General features: G+C 32.2%; 20 protein-coding genes. 17 read left to right on the top strand and 3 right to left on the bottom strand.

Annotated elements, in window-relative coordinates; translation table 11 throughout:
- Positions 1-506, top strand: a 506-nt coding sequence (locus RR554_RS02310; RefSeq protein ID WP_443081313.1) for an SGNH/GDSL hydrolase family protein, incomplete at its 5' end; no start/stop codon positions are given.
- Positions 507-549: 43 nt separating this feature from the next.
- On the opposite strand, the gene RR554_RS02315 is transcribed toward RR554_RS02310, so the two are convergent.
- Positions 550-756, bottom strand: coding sequence for a ferredoxin (locus tag RR554_RS02315; RefSeq protein WP_332462324.1), 207 nt, complete (start codon positions 754-756; stop codon positions 550-552).
- Between the two features lie 30 nt (positions 757-786).
- On the opposite strand from RR554_RS02315, the gene RR554_RS02320 reads away from it, so the two are divergent.
- From RR554_RS02320 to RR554_RS02350, 7 genes are all read left to right on the top strand, one after another.
- Positions 787-1,833, top strand: coding sequence for a helix-turn-helix domain-containing protein (locus tag RR554_RS02320; RefSeq protein ID WP_332462325.1), 1,047 nt, complete (start codon positions 787-789; stop codon positions 1,831-1,833).
- A gap of 10 nt (positions 1,834-1,843) precedes the next feature.
- Positions 1,844-3,259, top strand: coding sequence for a RecQ family ATP-dependent DNA helicase (locus RR554_RS02325; RefSeq protein WP_332467346.1), 1,416 nt, complete (start codon positions 1,844-1,846; stop codon positions 3,257-3,259).
- A gap of 65 nt (positions 3,260-3,324) precedes the next feature.
- Positions 3,325-3,963, top strand: a complete 639-nt coding sequence (locus RR554_RS02330; protein WP_332462327.1) for a LysM peptidoglycan-binding domain-containing protein — start codon at positions 3,325-3,327, stop codon at positions 3,961-3,963.
- Positions 3,964-4,019: 56 nt separating this feature from the next.
- Positions 4,020-4,691 (top strand): (d)CMP kinase, encoded by a 672-nt coding sequence (gene cmk / locus RR554_RS02335; RefSeq protein WP_332462328.1) that lies wholly within the window; start codon positions 4,020-4,022, stop codon positions 4,689-4,691.
- A gap of 92 nt (positions 4,692-4,783) precedes the next feature.
- Positions 4,784-5,968, top strand: coding sequence for a 30S ribosomal protein S1 (gene rpsA / locus RR554_RS02340; RefSeq protein WP_443081314.1), 1,185 nt, complete (start codon positions 4,784-4,786; stop codon positions 5,966-5,968).
- A gap of 122 nt (positions 5,969-6,090) precedes the next feature.
- The gene (gene der / locus RR554_RS02345) at positions 6,091-7,401 is read left to right on the top strand and encodes a ribosome biogenesis GTPase Der (RefSeq protein ID WP_332462330.1); all 1,311 of its coding nucleotides are present in this window, start codon (positions 6,091-6,093) and stop codon (positions 7,399-7,401) included.
- A 237-nt stretch (positions 7,402-7,638) separates the two neighbouring features.
- Positions 7,639-7,914, top strand: coding sequence for an HU family DNA-binding protein (locus RR554_RS02350; protein WP_086343077.1), 276 nt, complete (start codon positions 7,639-7,641; stop codon positions 7,912-7,914).
- A gap of 39 nt (positions 7,915-7,953) precedes the next feature.
- Here RR554_RS02350 and RR554_RS02355 read toward each other — a convergent pair whose 3' ends face one another.
- Positions 7,954-8,691: an OmpA/MotB family protein gene (locus tag RR554_RS02355; RefSeq protein ID WP_332462331.1), complete on the bottom strand. Its 738-nt coding sequence runs from the start codon at positions 8,689-8,691 to the stop codon at positions 7,954-7,956.
- Between the two features lie 24 nt (positions 8,692-8,715).
- Complete coding sequence (motA, locus tag RR554_RS02360) at positions 8,716-9,483, bottom strand: flagellar motor stator protein MotA (RefSeq protein WP_332462332.1); 768 nt, start codon at positions 9,481-9,483, stop codon at positions 8,716-8,718.
- 416 nt (positions 9,484-9,899) lie between these two features.
- Between motA and flgB the strand changes: the two genes are divergently transcribed.
- The 9 genes from flgB to RR554_RS02405 all read left to right on the top strand — a co-directional run.
- A complete protein-coding gene (gene flgB, locus RR554_RS02365; RefSeq protein ID WP_332462333.1) occupies positions 9,900-10,289 on the top strand; it encodes a flagellar basal body rod protein FlgB in 390 nt (129 codons plus the stop codon).
- A 14-nt stretch (positions 10,290-10,303) separates the two neighbouring features.
- Positions 10,304-10,723, top strand: coding sequence for a flagellar basal body rod protein FlgC (gene flgC / locus RR554_RS02370; RefSeq protein WP_332462334.1), 420 nt, complete (start codon positions 10,304-10,306; stop codon positions 10,721-10,723).
- 25 nt (positions 10,724-10,748) lie between these two features.
- The gene (gene fliE / locus RR554_RS02375) at positions 10,749-11,078 is read left to right on the top strand and encodes a flagellar hook-basal body complex protein FliE (RefSeq protein ID WP_332462335.1); all 330 of its coding nucleotides are present in this window, start codon (positions 10,749-10,751) and stop codon (positions 11,076-11,078) included.
- Positions 11,079-11,108: 30 nt separating this feature from the next.
- The gene (gene fliF / locus RR554_RS02380) at positions 11,109-12,788 is read left to right on the top strand and encodes a flagellar basal-body MS-ring/collar protein FliF (RefSeq protein ID WP_332467348.1); all 1,680 of its coding nucleotides are present in this window, start codon (positions 11,109-11,111) and stop codon (positions 12,786-12,788) included.
- Positions 12,789-12,796: 8 nt separating this feature from the next.
- Positions 12,797-13,801 (top strand): flagellar motor switch protein FliG, encoded by a 1,005-nt coding sequence (gene fliG, locus RR554_RS02385; RefSeq protein WP_332462337.1) that lies wholly within the window; start codon positions 12,797-12,799, stop codon positions 13,799-13,801.
- Complete coding sequence (locus RR554_RS02390; protein ID WP_332467349.1) at positions 13,785-14,627, top strand: FliH/SctL family protein; 843 nt, start codon at positions 13,785-13,787, stop codon at positions 14,625-14,627. The genes fliG and RR554_RS02390 overlap by 17 nt, the downstream gene beginning before the upstream one ends.
- 2 nt (positions 14,628-14,629) lie before the next feature.
- Complete coding sequence (fliI, locus tag RR554_RS02395) at positions 14,630-15,943, top strand: flagellar protein export ATPase FliI (RefSeq protein WP_332462339.1); 1,314 nt, start codon at positions 14,630-14,632, stop codon at positions 15,941-15,943.
- A gap of 29 nt (positions 15,944-15,972) precedes the next feature.
- Positions 15,973-16,407, top strand: coding sequence for a flagellar export protein FliJ (fliJ, locus tag RR554_RS02400; protein ID WP_332462340.1), 435 nt, complete (start codon positions 15,973-15,975; stop codon positions 16,405-16,407).
- A gap of 21 nt (positions 16,408-16,428) precedes the next feature.
- Positions 16,429-16,865 (top strand): hypothetical protein (locus RR554_RS02405; RefSeq protein ID WP_332467350.1); only part of this gene is annotated, 437 nt, incomplete at its 3' end.

Below are 16,865 nucleotides of genomic sequence, written 5' to 3' on the forward strand. Positions count from 1 at the left end.
TATTAACTGATAAAGAGAAAGAGTACTTAAAAAAATTAAAATTTACCGCAATTGGTGATTCTTTGTTATTAAGTGCAGCACCTGAAATTCAAGCTGTTTTTCCGAATAATACGATTGATGCTGAGGTAGGTAGACAGTTAATGGATAGCGAGCCTGTTTTTAAAAAAGCGGCAGATGATAAGAAGATAGGTGATGTTGTTTTAATTGTTTTAGGGACCAATGGTAGTTTTTCTTCTACTGATATTGACAATATTATGAATAAATTAGAAGATAAACCAGTTTTCTTTGTTGATACAATGGTTCAAAAACCTTGGCAAAAGGCCGTTAACGATGAACTTAATAAAACTGCGAAAAGATATAAGAATGCACATGTTATTGATTGGAAGGAGTATTCAATTGGGAAAACTGCATGGTTCGAATCTGATGGTGTTCATTTAACACCTGAAGGGGCTGAGAATTTTTCCAGTTTAGTTGGACAAGAGATTTATAAAGAATTAAACAAATAGGAGAAAGAAGAATTTTGACTACCTATCAAAATTCTTCTTTCTTTTACTTTTCAATTACAATGGCTCTGGTTGGGCAAACGCGGTATGCATTTAATAATTCAGTTGGTAAATCATTAGATATATCTAATGTTTCATTATCTGAATCTAAAAATTTAACGATTCCATTGTCATGATAATCAAAAGTTTTTGGTGCTTTTAATTGGCATAAGCCACATGCAATACATTTATTTGGTATAATTTTATATAGCATTAAATAAACTCCTTACTGAGGTGAAACTATTTGTTTTATGAATATTTTATTCTAAGTTGTTACAATCTAAAACATCCCATGAGGATGACCACATTATATCATTTGTTAAAAGGAAAAAAAACGTCTTCTGTTTTATCTTTTGGGTATTTTTATGATAATCTGAAGTATTTTGGTTTATTTCCTCGCTTAACTGAAGAAAAATATCAAAAAACGATTGAAATATTGGTTGATCAGCATTTATTAAAAAGTGATAAAAAAAACTATTTTTATTTAACTGAAAAAGGGAAGGAACATCTTGAGAGTATCTCTTTTCCAAACACGGATCATTTAAATCCTTTTTCTTATAATAAATGGGATAACTTTTTTTGGGAAAAATTATTATTTACAACACAGGTAATCTCTGAAAAATCATTCAAACATAAAGATTACGTTCCGATTGAATCAAATCTTTTCAAACAGCAACAATTAAAAAGATGGCTAATTAAACAGGATGAAAATGTTACTGAACAATTAAAAAAGGAATGGTTAAGTATAAATTCAATTCTTTCAGATGACGAAAAAAAAATTATTTTTGGACAACTGGTAGGACATGAATTAACAGGGTATACATTAATTCAACTTGCTAATGAAATGACAATAGAGCCAACGCATGCTTACCTTATTTTTAAAAATACACTGCATTATATGATGTCGGTAATTTTAAGTCAACAGGAGATATATCCATTAATGAATCAACTTATACTATTAGAAAAAAATTGGTTAAAAGAAGAAAGTAGCATCATATCGAAACGATTGTTTGATGAGGTAATGTCAATCTCAAAAGTGAGCCAAATGCGACAATTAAAAGAAAGTACAGTGACGGATCATTTAATTGAAGAATATTTAAAAGCACCCAATATAAATGAGTTACCCAATTTTTCAGATGAAATGACAGAAAAACTTAGAGAATTTAAAATGATTGAACCTGATTTTCGAAGATGGGTATATAAAGAGGTTAATACAGTTTTACCAAATCTAAGTTTTTATGAGTTTAGAAGTTTTCAATTTTATTTAGTTGAGGAGGAAAGAAGTGAATAATCAAACAAAATTGTTAAAAGAAAAATTTGGTTTTTCTTCCTTTAAATTGGGGCAAAAAGAAACGATTGATTCCTTATTATCTGGAAAAAATACGTTTACAGTGCTTCCAACTGGAACAGGGAAATCATTATGTTATCAATTGCCAAGCTACATGTTTGATGGACAAACCGTTATTGTTTCTCCTTTGATATCTTTGATGGAAGATCAGGTATCTCAGCTTAGAAAAATGGGAGAAAAATCAGTAGTGGCATTAAATAGTACGTTGGATTACCCCTCAAAAAAATATGTTTTAAATAATCTGAGCTCATTTAAATTTATATTTATTAGTCCAGAAACATTGAATCAAGAAGAAGTTTTTCAGTGTTTTTCTGACTTAAACATTACCTTATTTGTTATTGATGAGGCACATTGTATTTCTGAGTGGGGACATGATTTTAGGCCTAGTTATTTACAATTGAAACATAATTTGAATAAATTAAACAATCCTCTAACACTCGCTTTAACAGCTACTGCGACAGAAAGTGTGAAAAAAGATATAGAAAATGAGTTGTTTTCAAGTAGAGATTTTCATACATATTTTTATTCTGTAAATAGAGAAAATATTTACTATCAAGTTGAAGAGTGCGAGGATAAGGTTGATTTTCTATTATCTTTCTTAGCTGAGAAGAATATGCCAGGAATTATTTACTTTTCAAGTAAAAGAGAAGCTGAAAGATTAGCGGCAACTTTAAACGAACATCTGCCTTATTCAGTAGCTTTTTATCATGGTGATGTCTCAAGCCAAGATCGAGTGAAAATTCAACAACAGTTTATTAATGATGATATTCGAATACTTTGTGCTACTAGTGCCTTTGGAATGGGCGTAAATAAAGAAAATATTCGATTTGTTATTCATTATCATTTACCAGATAGCTTAGAAAATTATGTTCAAGAATCTGGTCGAGCAGGTCGAGATGGGAAACAAAGCATATCGATTATATTATATCAAAAAGGTGATGAGCGAATACATTATTATTTGCAAGATGAGAGTTTTCATCAAAAGAAAGATTTATTATTTTTAAAAAATAAATCAAAAGAGGAGTTAAGGAAATATCATTCTTTATTAAGTGATAATCAAAAGAAATGGTTAATATCCTTAGAGAAGAATAATTGGAATTGGGATAGTTTTGAACAAAAGATAAATAGTAAACAATTTGAAAAAAGAATAAAGACTCAAGATATGTCTTTTTATGTAGAGAATAAGTATTGCAGAAGACAAAGTATTCTTAATTATTTCGGTAATGCTTATGAGTCAATTAAGCAAACGTGTTGTTGTGATAATTGTCAACCGAAAGAAATGTTTGAATTTGATGTAGAAGATGTACATTTATTTGAAAAAAAAGTGATAAATTCAGAGGAGATAATAAAAAAACTTTTTTTAATATAAAATTTAAAGATTTATGTGCTAGAATATGATAGAATAAATTCAGAAGTTTTTGAGGAGGTCACCAAGTGAGTAAAAAAGATAAAGATAAAGATGAATTAAACGAACAAGAACCGTGGAATCAACCAATCTATGAAGAGCAAGTTGAAACTGAGGAAGATGAAACATCAAGAACAGACCGAAGAGTTAAAGAAGAAGGAAAAAACTGGTATGTGATTGTATTAGTCGTTTTATTATTCTTAATCGTTCTAGTTCCAGTATCGGCTATTCTTTACTTGAATATGAATAACAAGATGAATAGCGGTGAAACTAAACCTAGTACTGTTGTTGTTGAAAGTAGCTCTAAAGCTAAAAAGAAAACATCTGAAACAAGTAGCTCTACTAAGGAAACAAGCAGTAGCTCATCATCATCAAGTAGTTCATCAAGCTCTACATCATCTTCATCATCAAGTTCATTTGAAGATGTAGAAGTATCACCAAATGAGGCACAAAATAATCAAAACAACCAGAATAACGGAAATGCTGGCGTTGAGCAGAATAACCAAGCTGCACCAGGAAGTACTGTTAACTATGGTGAAGGTGATTCTACTAGAAGTTTATGGAAAATTGCTACTGATAATGGGATGACAGTTGATCAACTATACCAACTAAATCCAGGTATTGATTCAACTAATGTTCAACCTGGGCAACAAATTAGAATTAAATAAAAAAGTCGTCCTATGACGACTTTTTAATTTATAAGGGCAAAGGTGTTTTTTACAAAATGAAAAATAATATTCAAATAGCAATAGACGGGCCAGCATCAGCTGGTAAAAGTACAGTAGCTAAAATTTTAGCTAAAAAAAACTCTTTTATTTATTGTGATACAGGTGCCATGTATCGTGCACTAACTTTATCAGCGTTAGAAAACAATGTAAATCTTGATAGTGAAGAAGAACTGTTATCTTTACTAAATAAATTAACTATTTCATTTAATCATCAAGAAGATGGCCAACATGTTTTCGTTAATAATGAGGACGTTACCTTAGCGATTAGAAATAACACAGTGACTAATTCAGTATCTAAGGTATCTGCATATAAGAGTATTCGTGAAGAGATGGTTATTAGACAACAAAAAATTGCTGAATCAAATAGTATTGTAATGGATGGTCGAGATATTGGAACTGTTGTATTACCAAATGCAGATTTAAAGATATTTCTTATTGCTAGCGTTGTCGAACGTGCTGAACGTCGATATAAAGAGAATATCTCCAAGGGAATTGAAACAGATTTTGATGAATTAAAAAAAGAAATTGCAGATCGTGATCATTATGATTCAACAAGAAAAAACTCTCCACTAGTTCAAGCCGAAGATGCTATTTTAGTTGACACTTCTGGTTTAAATATTGGAGAGGTTGTTTTAAAAATCGAAAATTTGATTCAATCTCAGATATAATGTATAAAAAGAACATTTTACTCTAGTAAAGTGTTTTTATTTTAGGTAGAATAGAGTATATAACATGTGTTGAAGAATTGTTGTTGAGGAGGATGGGAAATATGACAGAGCATAACAATGAAGAAATGTTAAATGCTATGGCAAGTGTACAAGAAGTAAAAGTTGGAGATTTAGTTCAAGGTGAAGTTCTTTCTATTGATGATAGTAAACAAGCAATAGTTGGAATTATCGGAGCGGGAGTTGAAGGCGTTATCCCTTTAAAAGAATTGTCTACTATTCCTGTTGATAATGTGACTGATGTAGTAAATATTGGAGACACAATTGATTTGGTTGTTATTTCTGAAATCGGAAAAGATAAAGAAAATGGCAGCTATTTACTTTCTAAACGCCGTGTTGATGCTAAAAAAGTTTGGGAAGATATTGAAAAAGCTTTTGAAGCAGGTGAAGTAATTGAAGCACCTGTTACAGATGTTGTTAAAGGTGGTTTAGTTGTAGATGTTGGTGTGAGAGGTTTTGTTCCTGCATCTATGGTTGAAGATCATTTCGTATCAGACTTTAAAGATTATAAAGGTAAAACTTTAGCTTATAAAATTATAGAGATTGAACCTTCTGAAAACCGCTTAATTTTATCTCATAGAGCAGTTATTGAAATGAAAAAAGAAGCTGCAAAAGAAGAAATTATGGGCAAAATTTTAGCTGGTGATATTCTTGAAGGCGTAGTAGCTCGTTTAACAAACTTTGGTGCATTTATTGACTTAGGTGGCGTTGATGGCTTAGTTCATGTATCTGAAATATCTTATAGTCATGTTGATAAACCAGAGGATGCTTTAACTGTAGGCGACAATGTAACTGTTAAAGTTTTAAGTATTGACCCTGAAAAAGACCGTATTTCTCTATCTATTAAAGAAACGTTACCTGGACCTTGGGATAATGTCGAAGAAAGAGCAGCAGTTGGTTCTGTTTTAGAAGGAAAAGTTAACAGATTAACTTCTTTTGGTGCTTTTGTTGAAGTACTACCTGGAGTTGAGGGATTAGTTCATATTTCTCAAATTTCTCATAAACATATTGCAACACCTCATGAGGCTTTAGAAGAAGGTCAAATTGTTCAGGTGAAAGTTTTGGATGTTAGTGGAGAAAACAAACGAATCGGTTTAAGTATTAAAGCGCTAGAAGAAAAAGAAGACGATGAAATTGTTGTTGAAGATACATATGAAATGCCTGAAGAATCAACAGGATTCACTTTAGGAGATGTAATTGGTAAAGATTTAATTGAATAATAGTGAAAAAGTCAGATTTTTTCTGACTTTTTCTTTTTTTTAAAGCTTTTGCTTGCATGGTAGGCTTCTATCGGCTAAACTTTAAAAGGATGTATTATGTTAAAAATTAGGAGGTGGCCATAATGGCAAACCCAACACTAGCGATTGTTGGTAGACCCAATGTAGGGAAATCAACATTGTTTAATCGAATTGCTGGCGAAAGAATTTCGATTGTGGAAGATATACCAGGAGTAACAAGAGATAGAATTTATGCCCATGGTGAGTGGTTAGGAAGAGAATTCAATATTATTGATACTGGTGGTATTGAAATGAGCGACGAGCCTTTCATGGATCAAATTAAGCATCAAGCTGAAATAGCGATTGATGAAGCTGATGTTATTCTATTGATTGTTAGCGGACGTGAAGGAATTACAGATGCTGATGATTATGTTGCACGTATTCTCTATAAAAGTAACAAACCAGTAATTCTTGCTGTAAATAAGGTAGATAATCCAGAAATGAGAAGTGATATCTACGAGTTTTACTCACTTGGTTTAGGAGATCCCATTCCAGTATCTGGAAGCCATGGTATTGGTTTAGGTGATGTACTAGATAAGGTTTGTGAGCACTTTGAAATGGTACCAGAAACAGAAGATGATGATACTATTAGATTTAGTTTAATCGGACGACCTAACGTAGGAAAATCGTCATTGATTAATGCTATTTTGGGAGAAGAACGAGTGATTGTTTCAGAGATTGCTGGAACAACAAGAGATGCCATCGATACATCATTTACATCACCAGAAGGTCAAAAATTTGAAATGATTGATACTGCTGGAATGCGTAAAAAAGGCAAAGTATATGAGAGCACTGAGAAATATAGTGCCATGAGATCGATGAGAGCAATTGATAGATCTGATGTTGTTTTAGTCGTCTTAAATGCCGAAGAAGGTATAAGAGAGTATGACAAGAGAATAGCTGGATTTGCTCATGAAGCAGGTAAAGGAATTATTATTGTTGTAAACAAGTGGGATACTTTAGATAAAGATAATCATACAATGAAAAATTTTGAAGAAGATATACGTAAAGAGTTCAGATATCTTGATTATGCACCGATTATTTATGTATCAGCTATTACTAAACAACGTCTACATAAATTACCTGAAATGATTGAAACAGTGAGTCAAAATCAAACGCTTAGAATACCGTCATCTGTGTTAAACGAAGTGATTATGGACGCAGTAGCTATTAATCCTACACCTACAGATAAAGGAAAACGACTAAAAATATTTTATGCAACTCAAGTGGCTATTAAACCACCAACTTTTGTTGTCTTTGTAAATGAAGAAGAACTAATGCATTTTTCATACGCACGGTTTTTAGAGAATCAAATTCGTAAAGCCTTTGAGTTTGAAGGAACGCCAATTCGTATTATTACAAGACGTAGAAAATAAAAAAACGCATTTTAGCACAGTTGGAATTCATTTTCAATATTAAATGAATTAATTGAAAAAAAGTTATTAAATAAGGCTAAAAACATTGCTATCACTCAATTCTTGTGTTATCTTTGTTTAAGAAATATTAATTAAGATATTTCCAAACATCATTTTTGGACCACTCAAAAATGATCGCCTAAAATATGATGTCAAAGATTAACATCAATTTCCTTTTTGAGGAGGTGAAATATAAACATGGCTAACAAAGCAGAATTAATCGAAAAAGTTGCAGAAGCAACTGGTTTAACAAAAAAAGATGCAACTTCATCTGTTGATGCAGTATTTGCTTCAATTCAAGAATTTTTAGCTGAAGGTGAAAAAGTTCAATTAATCGGTTTTGGTAACTTCGAAGTACGTGAAAGAGCTGCCCGTAAAGGTCGCAACCCACAAACAGGAGAAGAAATCCAAATCGCAGCAAGTAAAGTCCCTGCGTTCAAACCAGGTAAAGCTTTAAAAGATGCAGTTAAATAATGACAATAAAAAACAGTTCTGTTTAACAGAACTGTTTTTTTATTTAATATTTTTTTTGATAATGAAGATTTCAACTCGTCTATTTTTAGCTCGATTTTCATCATTGTTATTAGGGACTTTAGGTTTAAATTCACCATAGGCTTGAATGGAGACCCGATCTTCACTAATACCATGATGTTTAACTAAAAATTCCATTACTGAAATGGCTCTTGCTGCACTTAGTTCCCAGTTAGAATCGAATTGAGCTGTCTGATTAGGAACGTTATCAGTGTAACCGGCTATAATTAAATCATTATCTAATTCTTTTAGAGAATCAGCAATTTTTTTAACAATTCCTTCGACTGAAGAGGGAATATCAGAACTACCTGGTGAAAAGAGTAAACCGCTTTTAATGGCAATTCTCAAGCCATCTTGTTCCAAGTCCACATCAATATCTTCACTATGTCCAGATTTAGTTAACTCATCTTTAATGGACTCACCAGCAGCTTGAATTTTTTCTTCATCATTAGTCAATTCTTTCTTCTCATCTTTTTCTTTTTGTTTGGATTTATGTTTAGACTGTTTAGGGTGAGCAGGAAGAATACCACCATTCCCACCACTACTTTGTCCAGATAGAATGACATTAAATTCATTACTCAGTTCATCAATTTTACCGCTATCAGCTTTTGCCATTGCAAACATAACGATAAACAAGGCTAAAAGTAAAGTCATCATATCAGAATAGGGAAGTAGCCAGCCTTCATCTGCATGTTCTTCAGGTTTCTTTTTACGCTTCATTCCGACTCAACTCACCTTCTTAAATTAATCTTTCCCAGCTTTTTCGTTAGGGTCTAACATTCCCATTAGTTTACGCTCAATAGTGTTTGGATTATGTCCAGCTTGAATAGCAAGAACTCCCTCTACAGTAATTAGCATATTTTTAATTTCAGATTCAGATTTTCTAACCAGTCTAGAGCCAAACGGAATAAATAGAACATACCCGAAGAAGATACCATAAAGAGTTGCAACGAAGGCTGCAGAAATCATGTGGCCAAGAGCATTAACATCATTTAAATTTCCAAGAGCACCAATTAAACCGATAACAGCACCAAGCACTCCAAGGGTTGGTGCTGATGAACCTGCTGTCTTAAACATTGCTGAACCAACACGATGACGTTCTTCTAGCGCATTGATTTCATTTAGTAAAACTTCTTGAATTTGTTCAGCGTTCACTCCATCAACTACCATTTCCATTCCATTTTTTAAAAATGGATTTTCTAAACTGTCAACGGTTGTTTCAAGAGCAAGAACACCTTCTTGTCTCGCTTTTTGCGCTAACCCCATGATTGATTCAACCAAATCTTCTGGTTTATCGCTTTCTTTAGATTTAAACAAAACACCAATGATTTTTGGCAGACGCTTAATATCCTTTTTAGGATATGAATTAACTAAAGCTGCTAATGTACCGACACCAATAATAATCGCTGCCGCTGGATTTAGCAGCACCATCGCATCGGCTCCTTTAACAATCATTCCGACAATAACTGAAATAAACCCCATGATAATTCCTAGAATTAAAAAAATATCCATATTCGATTCCCCTAATTAAATTTTTTCAGGTCTTTTTGTTTATACTAAGTAATTACTAAATATTAAAAACACCACAATAGAGATTATCGGAGAGTTTTATAAATAAATTAATAGTAAAAATCATTAAAATTAGATGAGGAAAAACTTTTTTGTTTTAAACTTCTTTGTATTTTGTTTGCTTATCATGTGTAAGTTTATAACTTTGATGGTAATCAATTAAAATGTGTCAATAAAAAAAGTTTTAAAAAAAGTGATTTGCATATCGTCATGCAAATATTGAATCGAATTGGTTATTTTTCTAAGCTATAATTCATCCCGTGTCGAAGTTAGTGGATCATCTTTCAGTTATTTTAAGAAAATGGATACTAAGAAATGGACAGTCAAACACAATTTGTTCAAGGGAGGGGAAAATTGTAATGACTTTTAATAACGTGAGTTTATTAAATTTAGCAATGGATGCTTCAGATTTAAGACAAAAAGCAATATCGAACAATATTTCAAATATCAACACACCTGGATTTAAAGTTGAAAGAGTTTCATTTGAGGATAAACTTAAAAAAGCCATGTCAACTGATGATGTTGAATTATTAAGAACTAATGAAAAACATTTTTCTATTAACGGGAATGTAAACGATTTTGCACCTGAAATTGTTCGTAAAACGCAAACATCAGTAAAAGAAAATGGTAATAACGTTGATCTAGATGTTGAAATGTCTGAAAAGTCTGTCAATGAGCTTTATTATAATGCATTAACGAGACAAGTTAATCACGAATTATCACAATTAAATTATGTTATTAATCATTAAAATGGAGGAGACAAATGAGTATTTTTGATTCGTTTAATATCAACACAAGTGGTCTTTCTCTTGAGAGGATTAAGTTAGATACAATATCAACTAATATTGCTAATGTTAATACAACTCGTACTGAAGAAGGTGGACCGTACAAAAGAAAAGAAGTTATCTTTGAAGAGAGTTTAAAACAAGCAAACGCATCTGGTGGCTATAAAAGCTATGGTGTTAAGCCTACTCAAATTAGAGAGGATCAGGAAAATAAGGTTATTTATCAACCGGAACATCCTGATGCAGATCAAAATGGTTATTTAGAAATGCCAAATGTTAATTTAAGTGATGAAATGATTAACATGATGAGTACTTTAAGAACATATGAAGCAAATGCTTCTGCTTTTGAATCGAGCAAGAATATGATGAAAAAAGCGCTTGAAATTTCAAAAGACTAATGATGTGAAAAGGGAGGAAATGTAAATGAATGTTTCTTCGGAAAACATTAATTCGATAAAAGACTATCAAAATCAGCTGAAAACTGAATTAATAACACAAAAAGAAACAGAAAAATCTGAAAATTCGGATAATCAGGCAGATTTTTCTAGTTTGTTTATGAAAGCAATCGATAATGTTGAGGGTGTTGTTTCAAAAAGTAATGCGAATATCCCTGATTTAATTACAGGGGATTTAGAAAATCTTCACTCTGCAATGATTGATATGTCAACGTCCCAAATTGTCTTACAAAGTGCAGTTCAAGTTCGAAATAAGTGTATTGAAGCTTATAACGATATAAAAAACATGCAGTTTTAGAGGAATGATGAAAGGGATAGGATATAAATCATGGATAAAATTCAGGAGCTGAAAGGCAATATTACTGATAAATGGAAGGGGTTAAGCAAACTAAAAAAAATTAGTTTAGCTTTAGCTTTAGTGAGCGTAGTAAGCGTTCTTCTTATCTCTACTTATATGTTAAATAAGACGGATTACTCTATCTTGTTTTCTGATTTAACGGATGAGGAATCCGGTAATATAACGAAAATTCTAGATGAGAATGAAACCAAATATAAGCTTGAAGAAAAAGGAAGTAAAATTTTAGTAGAATCAAGTGCTATTGATAAAGTTAGAATTGACCTAGCAGTTGAAAATAAACTTCCAAATAAATCAACTGGTTTTGAGATATTTGATGAAAAAAATATGATGGCAACGGATGAAGATCGTAAAATTATGTACCAACGTGCAGTTGTTGGAGAACTTCAACGTGCAATCGAATCATTAGCAGCTGTTAAACAGGCTAAAGTAATGCTTGTTACTCCTGATAAAAGTATTTTTGAAGAAAAGAATAAAGAATCAACGGCGTCAATTGTTTTGAAACTTCAAAAAGATCAATTGCTTAGTGAAGAAACTGTCAAAGGTATTGCTTCATTAACAAGCGGAGCAGTTGAGAATCTACCGCAAAAAAACATAAAAATTGTTGATGAAAATGGAAATGTTCTATCTGATATTTTAGATGAGAAGAAAATGGGTGGCGTTAGCGATCTAACTTCTAAGTATCAAAAATTAAAAGATGACTTAGAAGAAAAACTCGAAGGTAAAACAAAATCATTACTTGGTTCGTTATTTGAAAAAGATGAATTAAATTTAGCAATTAATGTGGATTTAGATTTTGACTCAATTGAAAAAACAACTGTGAAGTATGATAAACCAAAAGTTAGAAGTGAAATTATTCAAGCTGGTGGAGATACCATTAATCAACAGCAAGTTGATGGTGGTCCTGTAAAAGATAACGTGGCAAATGTTGTTGGGAATAATGAGAATGGTGGTAAATCGTACAATCATACGATTAATAACGAGTTGGACACTGAGACAACAAAGATTTTAAACGCACCAGGTGTTGTTAAACGTGTAACAGCTTCTGTTTTAATTAAAGAAAACATAGGTAATCAGGAAATCAGACAAATTGAAGAACTTGTTCAATCGGCTATTGGTTTTGAAAGAGAACGTGGCGATAAAGTATCCGTTCAAGCAATCAAGTTTGCTGAAGATGAGCAAATTATTCCTGAAGAAGGTAAAGAAACACAGTCAATCTTTAAAAAATTATTATCTAATCCAATCGTTTGGGGGATTTTAGTTGGTCTTATTTTACTTATTATAACAATTAGTATTCTTATTATGAGAAGTAAAAAGAGAGGCGATGAACTTGATGAGTATGCTGATGTTGATTTAGATGTGACAGAAGATATAGCAGACGATACACCAGAAAGAATATTTGAACAATCGGTCATTCCTGTTCATCCAGATCCAAATGACAATGTTATGAGTGAGGAGATTGGTCAGGCTGTGAAGAATATTGAAGAGAGTCAACAAAAGATAATTCAAGATGATCTTGTTAATGAATTAGAGGAAAGAGAAAAACAAAAAGCTCAAGAAATTCTGGATCGTGAAAAACAAGCAAAACGATATGCAAAAGATAACCCAGATCTTGCTGCTGAATTAATTAAAGTTTGGATGAAAGATAAGTAGGTGAATCAATGGAAAATGTAGATGGAATAAAAAAAGCAGCTCTTTTATTGATTTCACTGGGATCTGAAACGTCTGCTCAAATTATGAAACTCTTACCTGAGAAGCATATTCAAAAAGTTAGTTATGAAATCGCCAATATTGACTATGTAAGGCCAGAAGATAGAGAATCAGTAATCCAAGAGTTTGTTCAAATGTCGACAGCTAGAAGACACGTCATTGATGGTGGTATTGATTATGCTGTTGATTTATTAAATAAGGCTTTAGGAGCTCAAAAAGCTAAAGAAGTTGTTAGTGTTTTAAATCAAATACAACTTAGAGAACGTCCGTTTAATATTGCAAGAAAAGCTGACACTCAGCAATTAACAAACTTGTTACTTGGAGAACATCCTCAAACTGTTGCGTTAATTCTTTGTTATATGCAACCGGATAAAGCAGCGGAAGTGTTAGCGCATTTTCCGGATAATCGTCAGGCAGAAATTGCTGAAAAAATTGGAACTATTTCAAGTACATCACCAATTATTATTGAAAAAATTGAAAAAGTTATTGAAAATAAATTTTCTAATTTTGTTGAAAATGATACGGAAAATGTAGGTGGCGTTAATACATTAGTAGAAATTCTAAATTCAGTTGGCAGAAGTACAGAGAAAAATATTATTTCAGATCTTGAAAAACGTCAGCCAGAATTATCAGAAGAAATTAAAGCCAATCTATTTACCTTTGAGGATATTGTTGGTCTTGAAAAATCTGATGTTCAGAAGGTGTTGCGTGAAGTTAATCATGATGTATTGGTACTTGCTCTTAAAGGTGCTTCTGAAGGAATCAAAGAATTTATTTATAGCAACCAAAGTTCTCGTTCAGTTGAGATGTTGAAAGAAGATTTACAGTTCTTAGGACCTGCACGTTTATCAGCAGTCGAAGAAGCACAACAGAATATAGTCGCTGTTATTCGTAGATTGGATGAGGAGGGAGAAATTTACATCGGAAGAGGTGATCAAGATGCTGTCATCTCGTAAATTTTTCAAGAATACTGAAGTAGTCGAAGAAAAATGTAATAAAAAAATAGAAACGACACATACTCCAAAAAAAAAGAAAATTGAACCTACAATGGAAAATCACACTCTATCTGTTTCTGACATGAAACAGATAGAGCATGATTTTTATCAAGTGCAGCAAGAAAAACAAGAAAAATTTTCTTTAGAGTTAGAAACAATTAAAACGAATTACTTGAATATACTAAAAAAAGAAAGAAAAAAATTTTTCCATGAATTACTTCGTCTGAAAGAAATTGTTTTAAAGGATGCAGATGAGGAAGGGAAAATTGTAAAAGAAAACGCTTATAAAATAGGCTTGAAAGAGGGACAACTTGACGGATTTGAAACTGGTAAAGTGGATGGTTATCAAGCTGGCCTTTTAGAAGCAGAAAGTCTAAAAGAAAATGCCTTGTCTTTAATTGAACAAGCTAAAGAGGCAATGGATTTGTATCAAAAAGAAAAACAGGATGATTTTATTAGAGCAGCTGCATTAATGGCTGAAAACATAATAAATCAGGAAATTTCCATGTCGGATGATCAATTAAAACTATTGCTACAACCAGTTTTAAATAAGGTAGAAAAATCGGATAATTTCATCACTATTTTTGTTACAAAAGAACAGTTGGAAAATACGAATGATTATATGGAAAACATGAAACAACAGTTTCCAGATTTAAAATTTGCTGTACTTGTAGATGAGTCTCTAGAAAAAAACGGTTGTATTATTGAAACAAACTACGAAGTCATCGATTTACAAGTAAAAAAACAATTAGAGGCTATGATAATTGATTTATCAAAGGAGGAGTAGAGATGGAAGCATTAGTTCCTTTGGAGAAAATTCAAAAAAAAATAGCGAATCAAAATTATTTTTTAAAATATGGGAAAGTAACTCAAGTCGTTGGATTAATTATTAAAGTAGAAGGATTGAATGTTTTTATTGGTGAAGTTTGCCAAATAGAGATTATTAAATCAAAAAAAAAAGTAATGGCAGAAGTTGTTGGATTCGTTAATAAAACAGTTTTACTTATGCCTCTTGATGAACTTGATGGTATTGGACCTGGTTGTTTAGTAAAACCAACGGGAGCTGCTCTTGAAATTGAAATCAATGATGGATTACTGGGGAAAACACTTGATGGTTTGGGCCGTGTTTTAACAGGAGAATCTATTGAAACAGGTGAAAAATACCCAGTTAATAGGGAATCGCCAGATCCGTTTAAACGCAGAAAAATTGAGACGGTGATGAGTACTGGTGTAAAAGCAATCGATGGTATTTTAACGGTTGGTGAAGGACAAAGACTTGGGATTTTTGCCGGAAGTGGTGTGGGTAAAAGTACGTTATTAGGTATGATTGCTCGCTACTGTGAGGCCGATGTCATTGTGATTGGTCTAATTGGAGAACGTGGTCGAGAAGTTACGGAGTTTATTGAAAATGATTTAGGTCCAGAAGGCTATAAAAAATCAATTATTGTTTGTGCTACATCAGATCAACCACCTCTTGTTAGATTAAAGGGAGCGTTTGTTGCAACATCAATTGCAGAGTATTACCGCGATCAAGGAAAAAAGGTTATTTTGATGATGGATTCTGTGACTCGATTTGCTATGGCGCAAAGGGAAATTGGTCTAGCAACGGGCGAGCCACCAACCTCAAAAGGGTATACACCATCAGTTTTTACGATGTTACCAAAGTTATTAGAGAGAAGTGGAATGTCAGAAAAGGGATCAATTACAGCATTTTATACGGTTCTAGTCGAAGGGGACGACATGAATGAACCTATTGCTGATGCTGTTCGGGGTATATTAGATGGTCACGTCGTTTTATCTAGGAAGATAGCTGGAGAAAATCATTATCCAGCTATTGATATTCAACAAAGTCTTAGTCGATTAATGAAAACTATTGTTCCAACAGATCAATATCAAAAAGCAGGTCTTTTAAAAGAAAATATGGCAGCTTATACAGAGGCAAAAGATTTAATTGATATTGGTGCGTATAAATTAGGAACAAATCCAAAAGTTGATCAAGCTATTCATTTGAATGAAGATATTAAAAGCTTTTTAAAACAAAATGTTGATGAGCCGTCAACATACACACAAACAGTAGAATCATTGAACCGAGTGTTTATGTAAGCAAACATTGTAAGGGAAGGGTGAAATGATTGAAGAAATATAAATTTTCTCTGGATAACGTTTTAAATTGGCGTGAATTGCAGGAAGAAGAAGCAAAGAAAAACTTTTTGGTCTATCAACAAGCTCAAAGAGAGCAGGAAGATATTTTAGAGGGTTACATTGAGGCAAGTCAATCAATGAATGAAAGTACCGGAAGTTTAACTAATATTAATAAACTTCGTCAACAATTTGTTTATAAAAATTTTTTAGATAATCAAATTGAAATGCAAAAAGAAACGGTCAGTCAGTATAGTAATGAGACAAGCAAAAAAATGTCAGTATTTGTTGATGCTCAAAAAGAACGAAAGATAATGGAACGTTTAAAGGAAAAACATTACGAAAATTATTTATTAGAAGAAAAATCAGAAGAGCAAAAAGAATTAGATGAGATGGGAACATTGAGGTTTAGTTATTCATTCATTTAAAAGTGAAAGGAAGAGATACAGTTGGATGATTTGATAACACTTGATACTCTTGCTTTTAGCCAGTCTAATTTACTAGGTAGTTCTGTCACAACAGATAATTTAGGAAGTGACTTTTCAATTTTGTTTAATCAAGAACTTGAAAATGGTAAACAAATGCTACCAGAAGCAAATCAGGTATTAATAAATGCTAAGTCACCAGATGAGTTTGAAAGTAGTCAAATAGAGTTAGTTGAAACAGATAAAAAAGAAACAGAGCAAGATGAAAGCTTGAAAGAGATAGTTAATACTGATGTCCCTGATAAAGAAGATGAAGAGATTAAATCTTCTTTATCGGTACAGAATAATAACTATTTTAACGTACCAATTAAACCTCAAGAAGAAATAAAACAGTCAGAAATACTAAATCAGCAGGATAATGTCATGCTAGAAAATAAAGAATCGGTAAATGTAATTGATAA

The organism is Vagococcus sp. (genome assembly GCF_036639995.1).
GTDB lineage: Bacteria > Bacillota > Bacilli > Lactobacillales > Vagococcaceae > Vagococcus.

Excerpts from the sequence above, each read along its gene's own strand:
- flgB (WP_332462333.1), top strand. The coding sequence starts at position 9,900 with ATGACTTTTAATAACGTGAGTTTATTAAATTTAGCAATGGATGCTTCA.
- RR554_RS02355 (WP_332462331.1), bottom strand. The coding sequence starts at position 8,691 with ATGAAGCGTAAAAAGAAACCTGAAGAACATGCAGATGAAGGCTGGCTA.
- fliG (WP_332462337.1), top strand. The coding sequence starts at position 12,797 with ATGGAAAATGTAGATGGAATAAAAAAAGCAGCTCTTTTATTGATTTCA.
- RR554_RS02390 (WP_332467349.1), top strand. The coding sequence starts at position 13,785 with ATGCTGTCATCTCGTAAATTTTTCAAGAATACTGAAGTAGTCGAAGAA.
- fliF (WP_332467348.1), top strand. The coding sequence starts at position 11,109 with ATGGATAAAATTCAGGAGCTGAAAGGCAATATTACTGATAAATGGAAG.
- RR554_RS02315 (WP_332462324.1), bottom strand. The coding sequence starts at position 756 with ATGCTATATAAAATTATACCAAATAAATGTATTGCATGTGGCTTATGC.
- motA (WP_332462332.1), bottom strand. The coding sequence starts at position 9,483 with ATGGATATTTTTTTAATTCTAGGAATTATCATGGGGTTTATTTCAGTT.
- cmk (WP_332462328.1), top strand. The coding sequence starts at position 4,020 with ATGAAAAATAATATTCAAATAGCAATAGACGGGCCAGCATCAGCTGGT.
- der (WP_332462330.1), top strand. The coding sequence starts at position 6,091 with ATGGCAAACCCAACACTAGCGATTGTTGGTAGACCCAATGTAGGGAAA.
- RR554_RS02350 (WP_086343077.1), top strand. The coding sequence starts at position 7,639 with ATGGCTAACAAAGCAGAATTAATCGAAAAAGTTGCAGAAGCAACTGGT.
- rpsA (WP_443081314.1), top strand. The coding sequence starts at position 4,784 with ATGGGAAATATGACAGAGCATAACAATGAAGAAATGTTAAATGCTATG.
- fliI (WP_332462339.1), top strand. The coding sequence starts at position 14,630 with ATGGAAGCATTAGTTCCTTTGGAGAAAATTCAAAAAAAAATAGCGAAT.
- fliE (WP_332462335.1), top strand. The coding sequence starts at position 10,749 with ATGAATGTTTCTTCGGAAAACATTAATTCGATAAAAGACTATCAAAAT.
- flgC (WP_332462334.1), top strand. The coding sequence starts at position 10,304 with ATGAGTATTTTTGATTCGTTTAATATCAACACAAGTGGTCTTTCTCTT.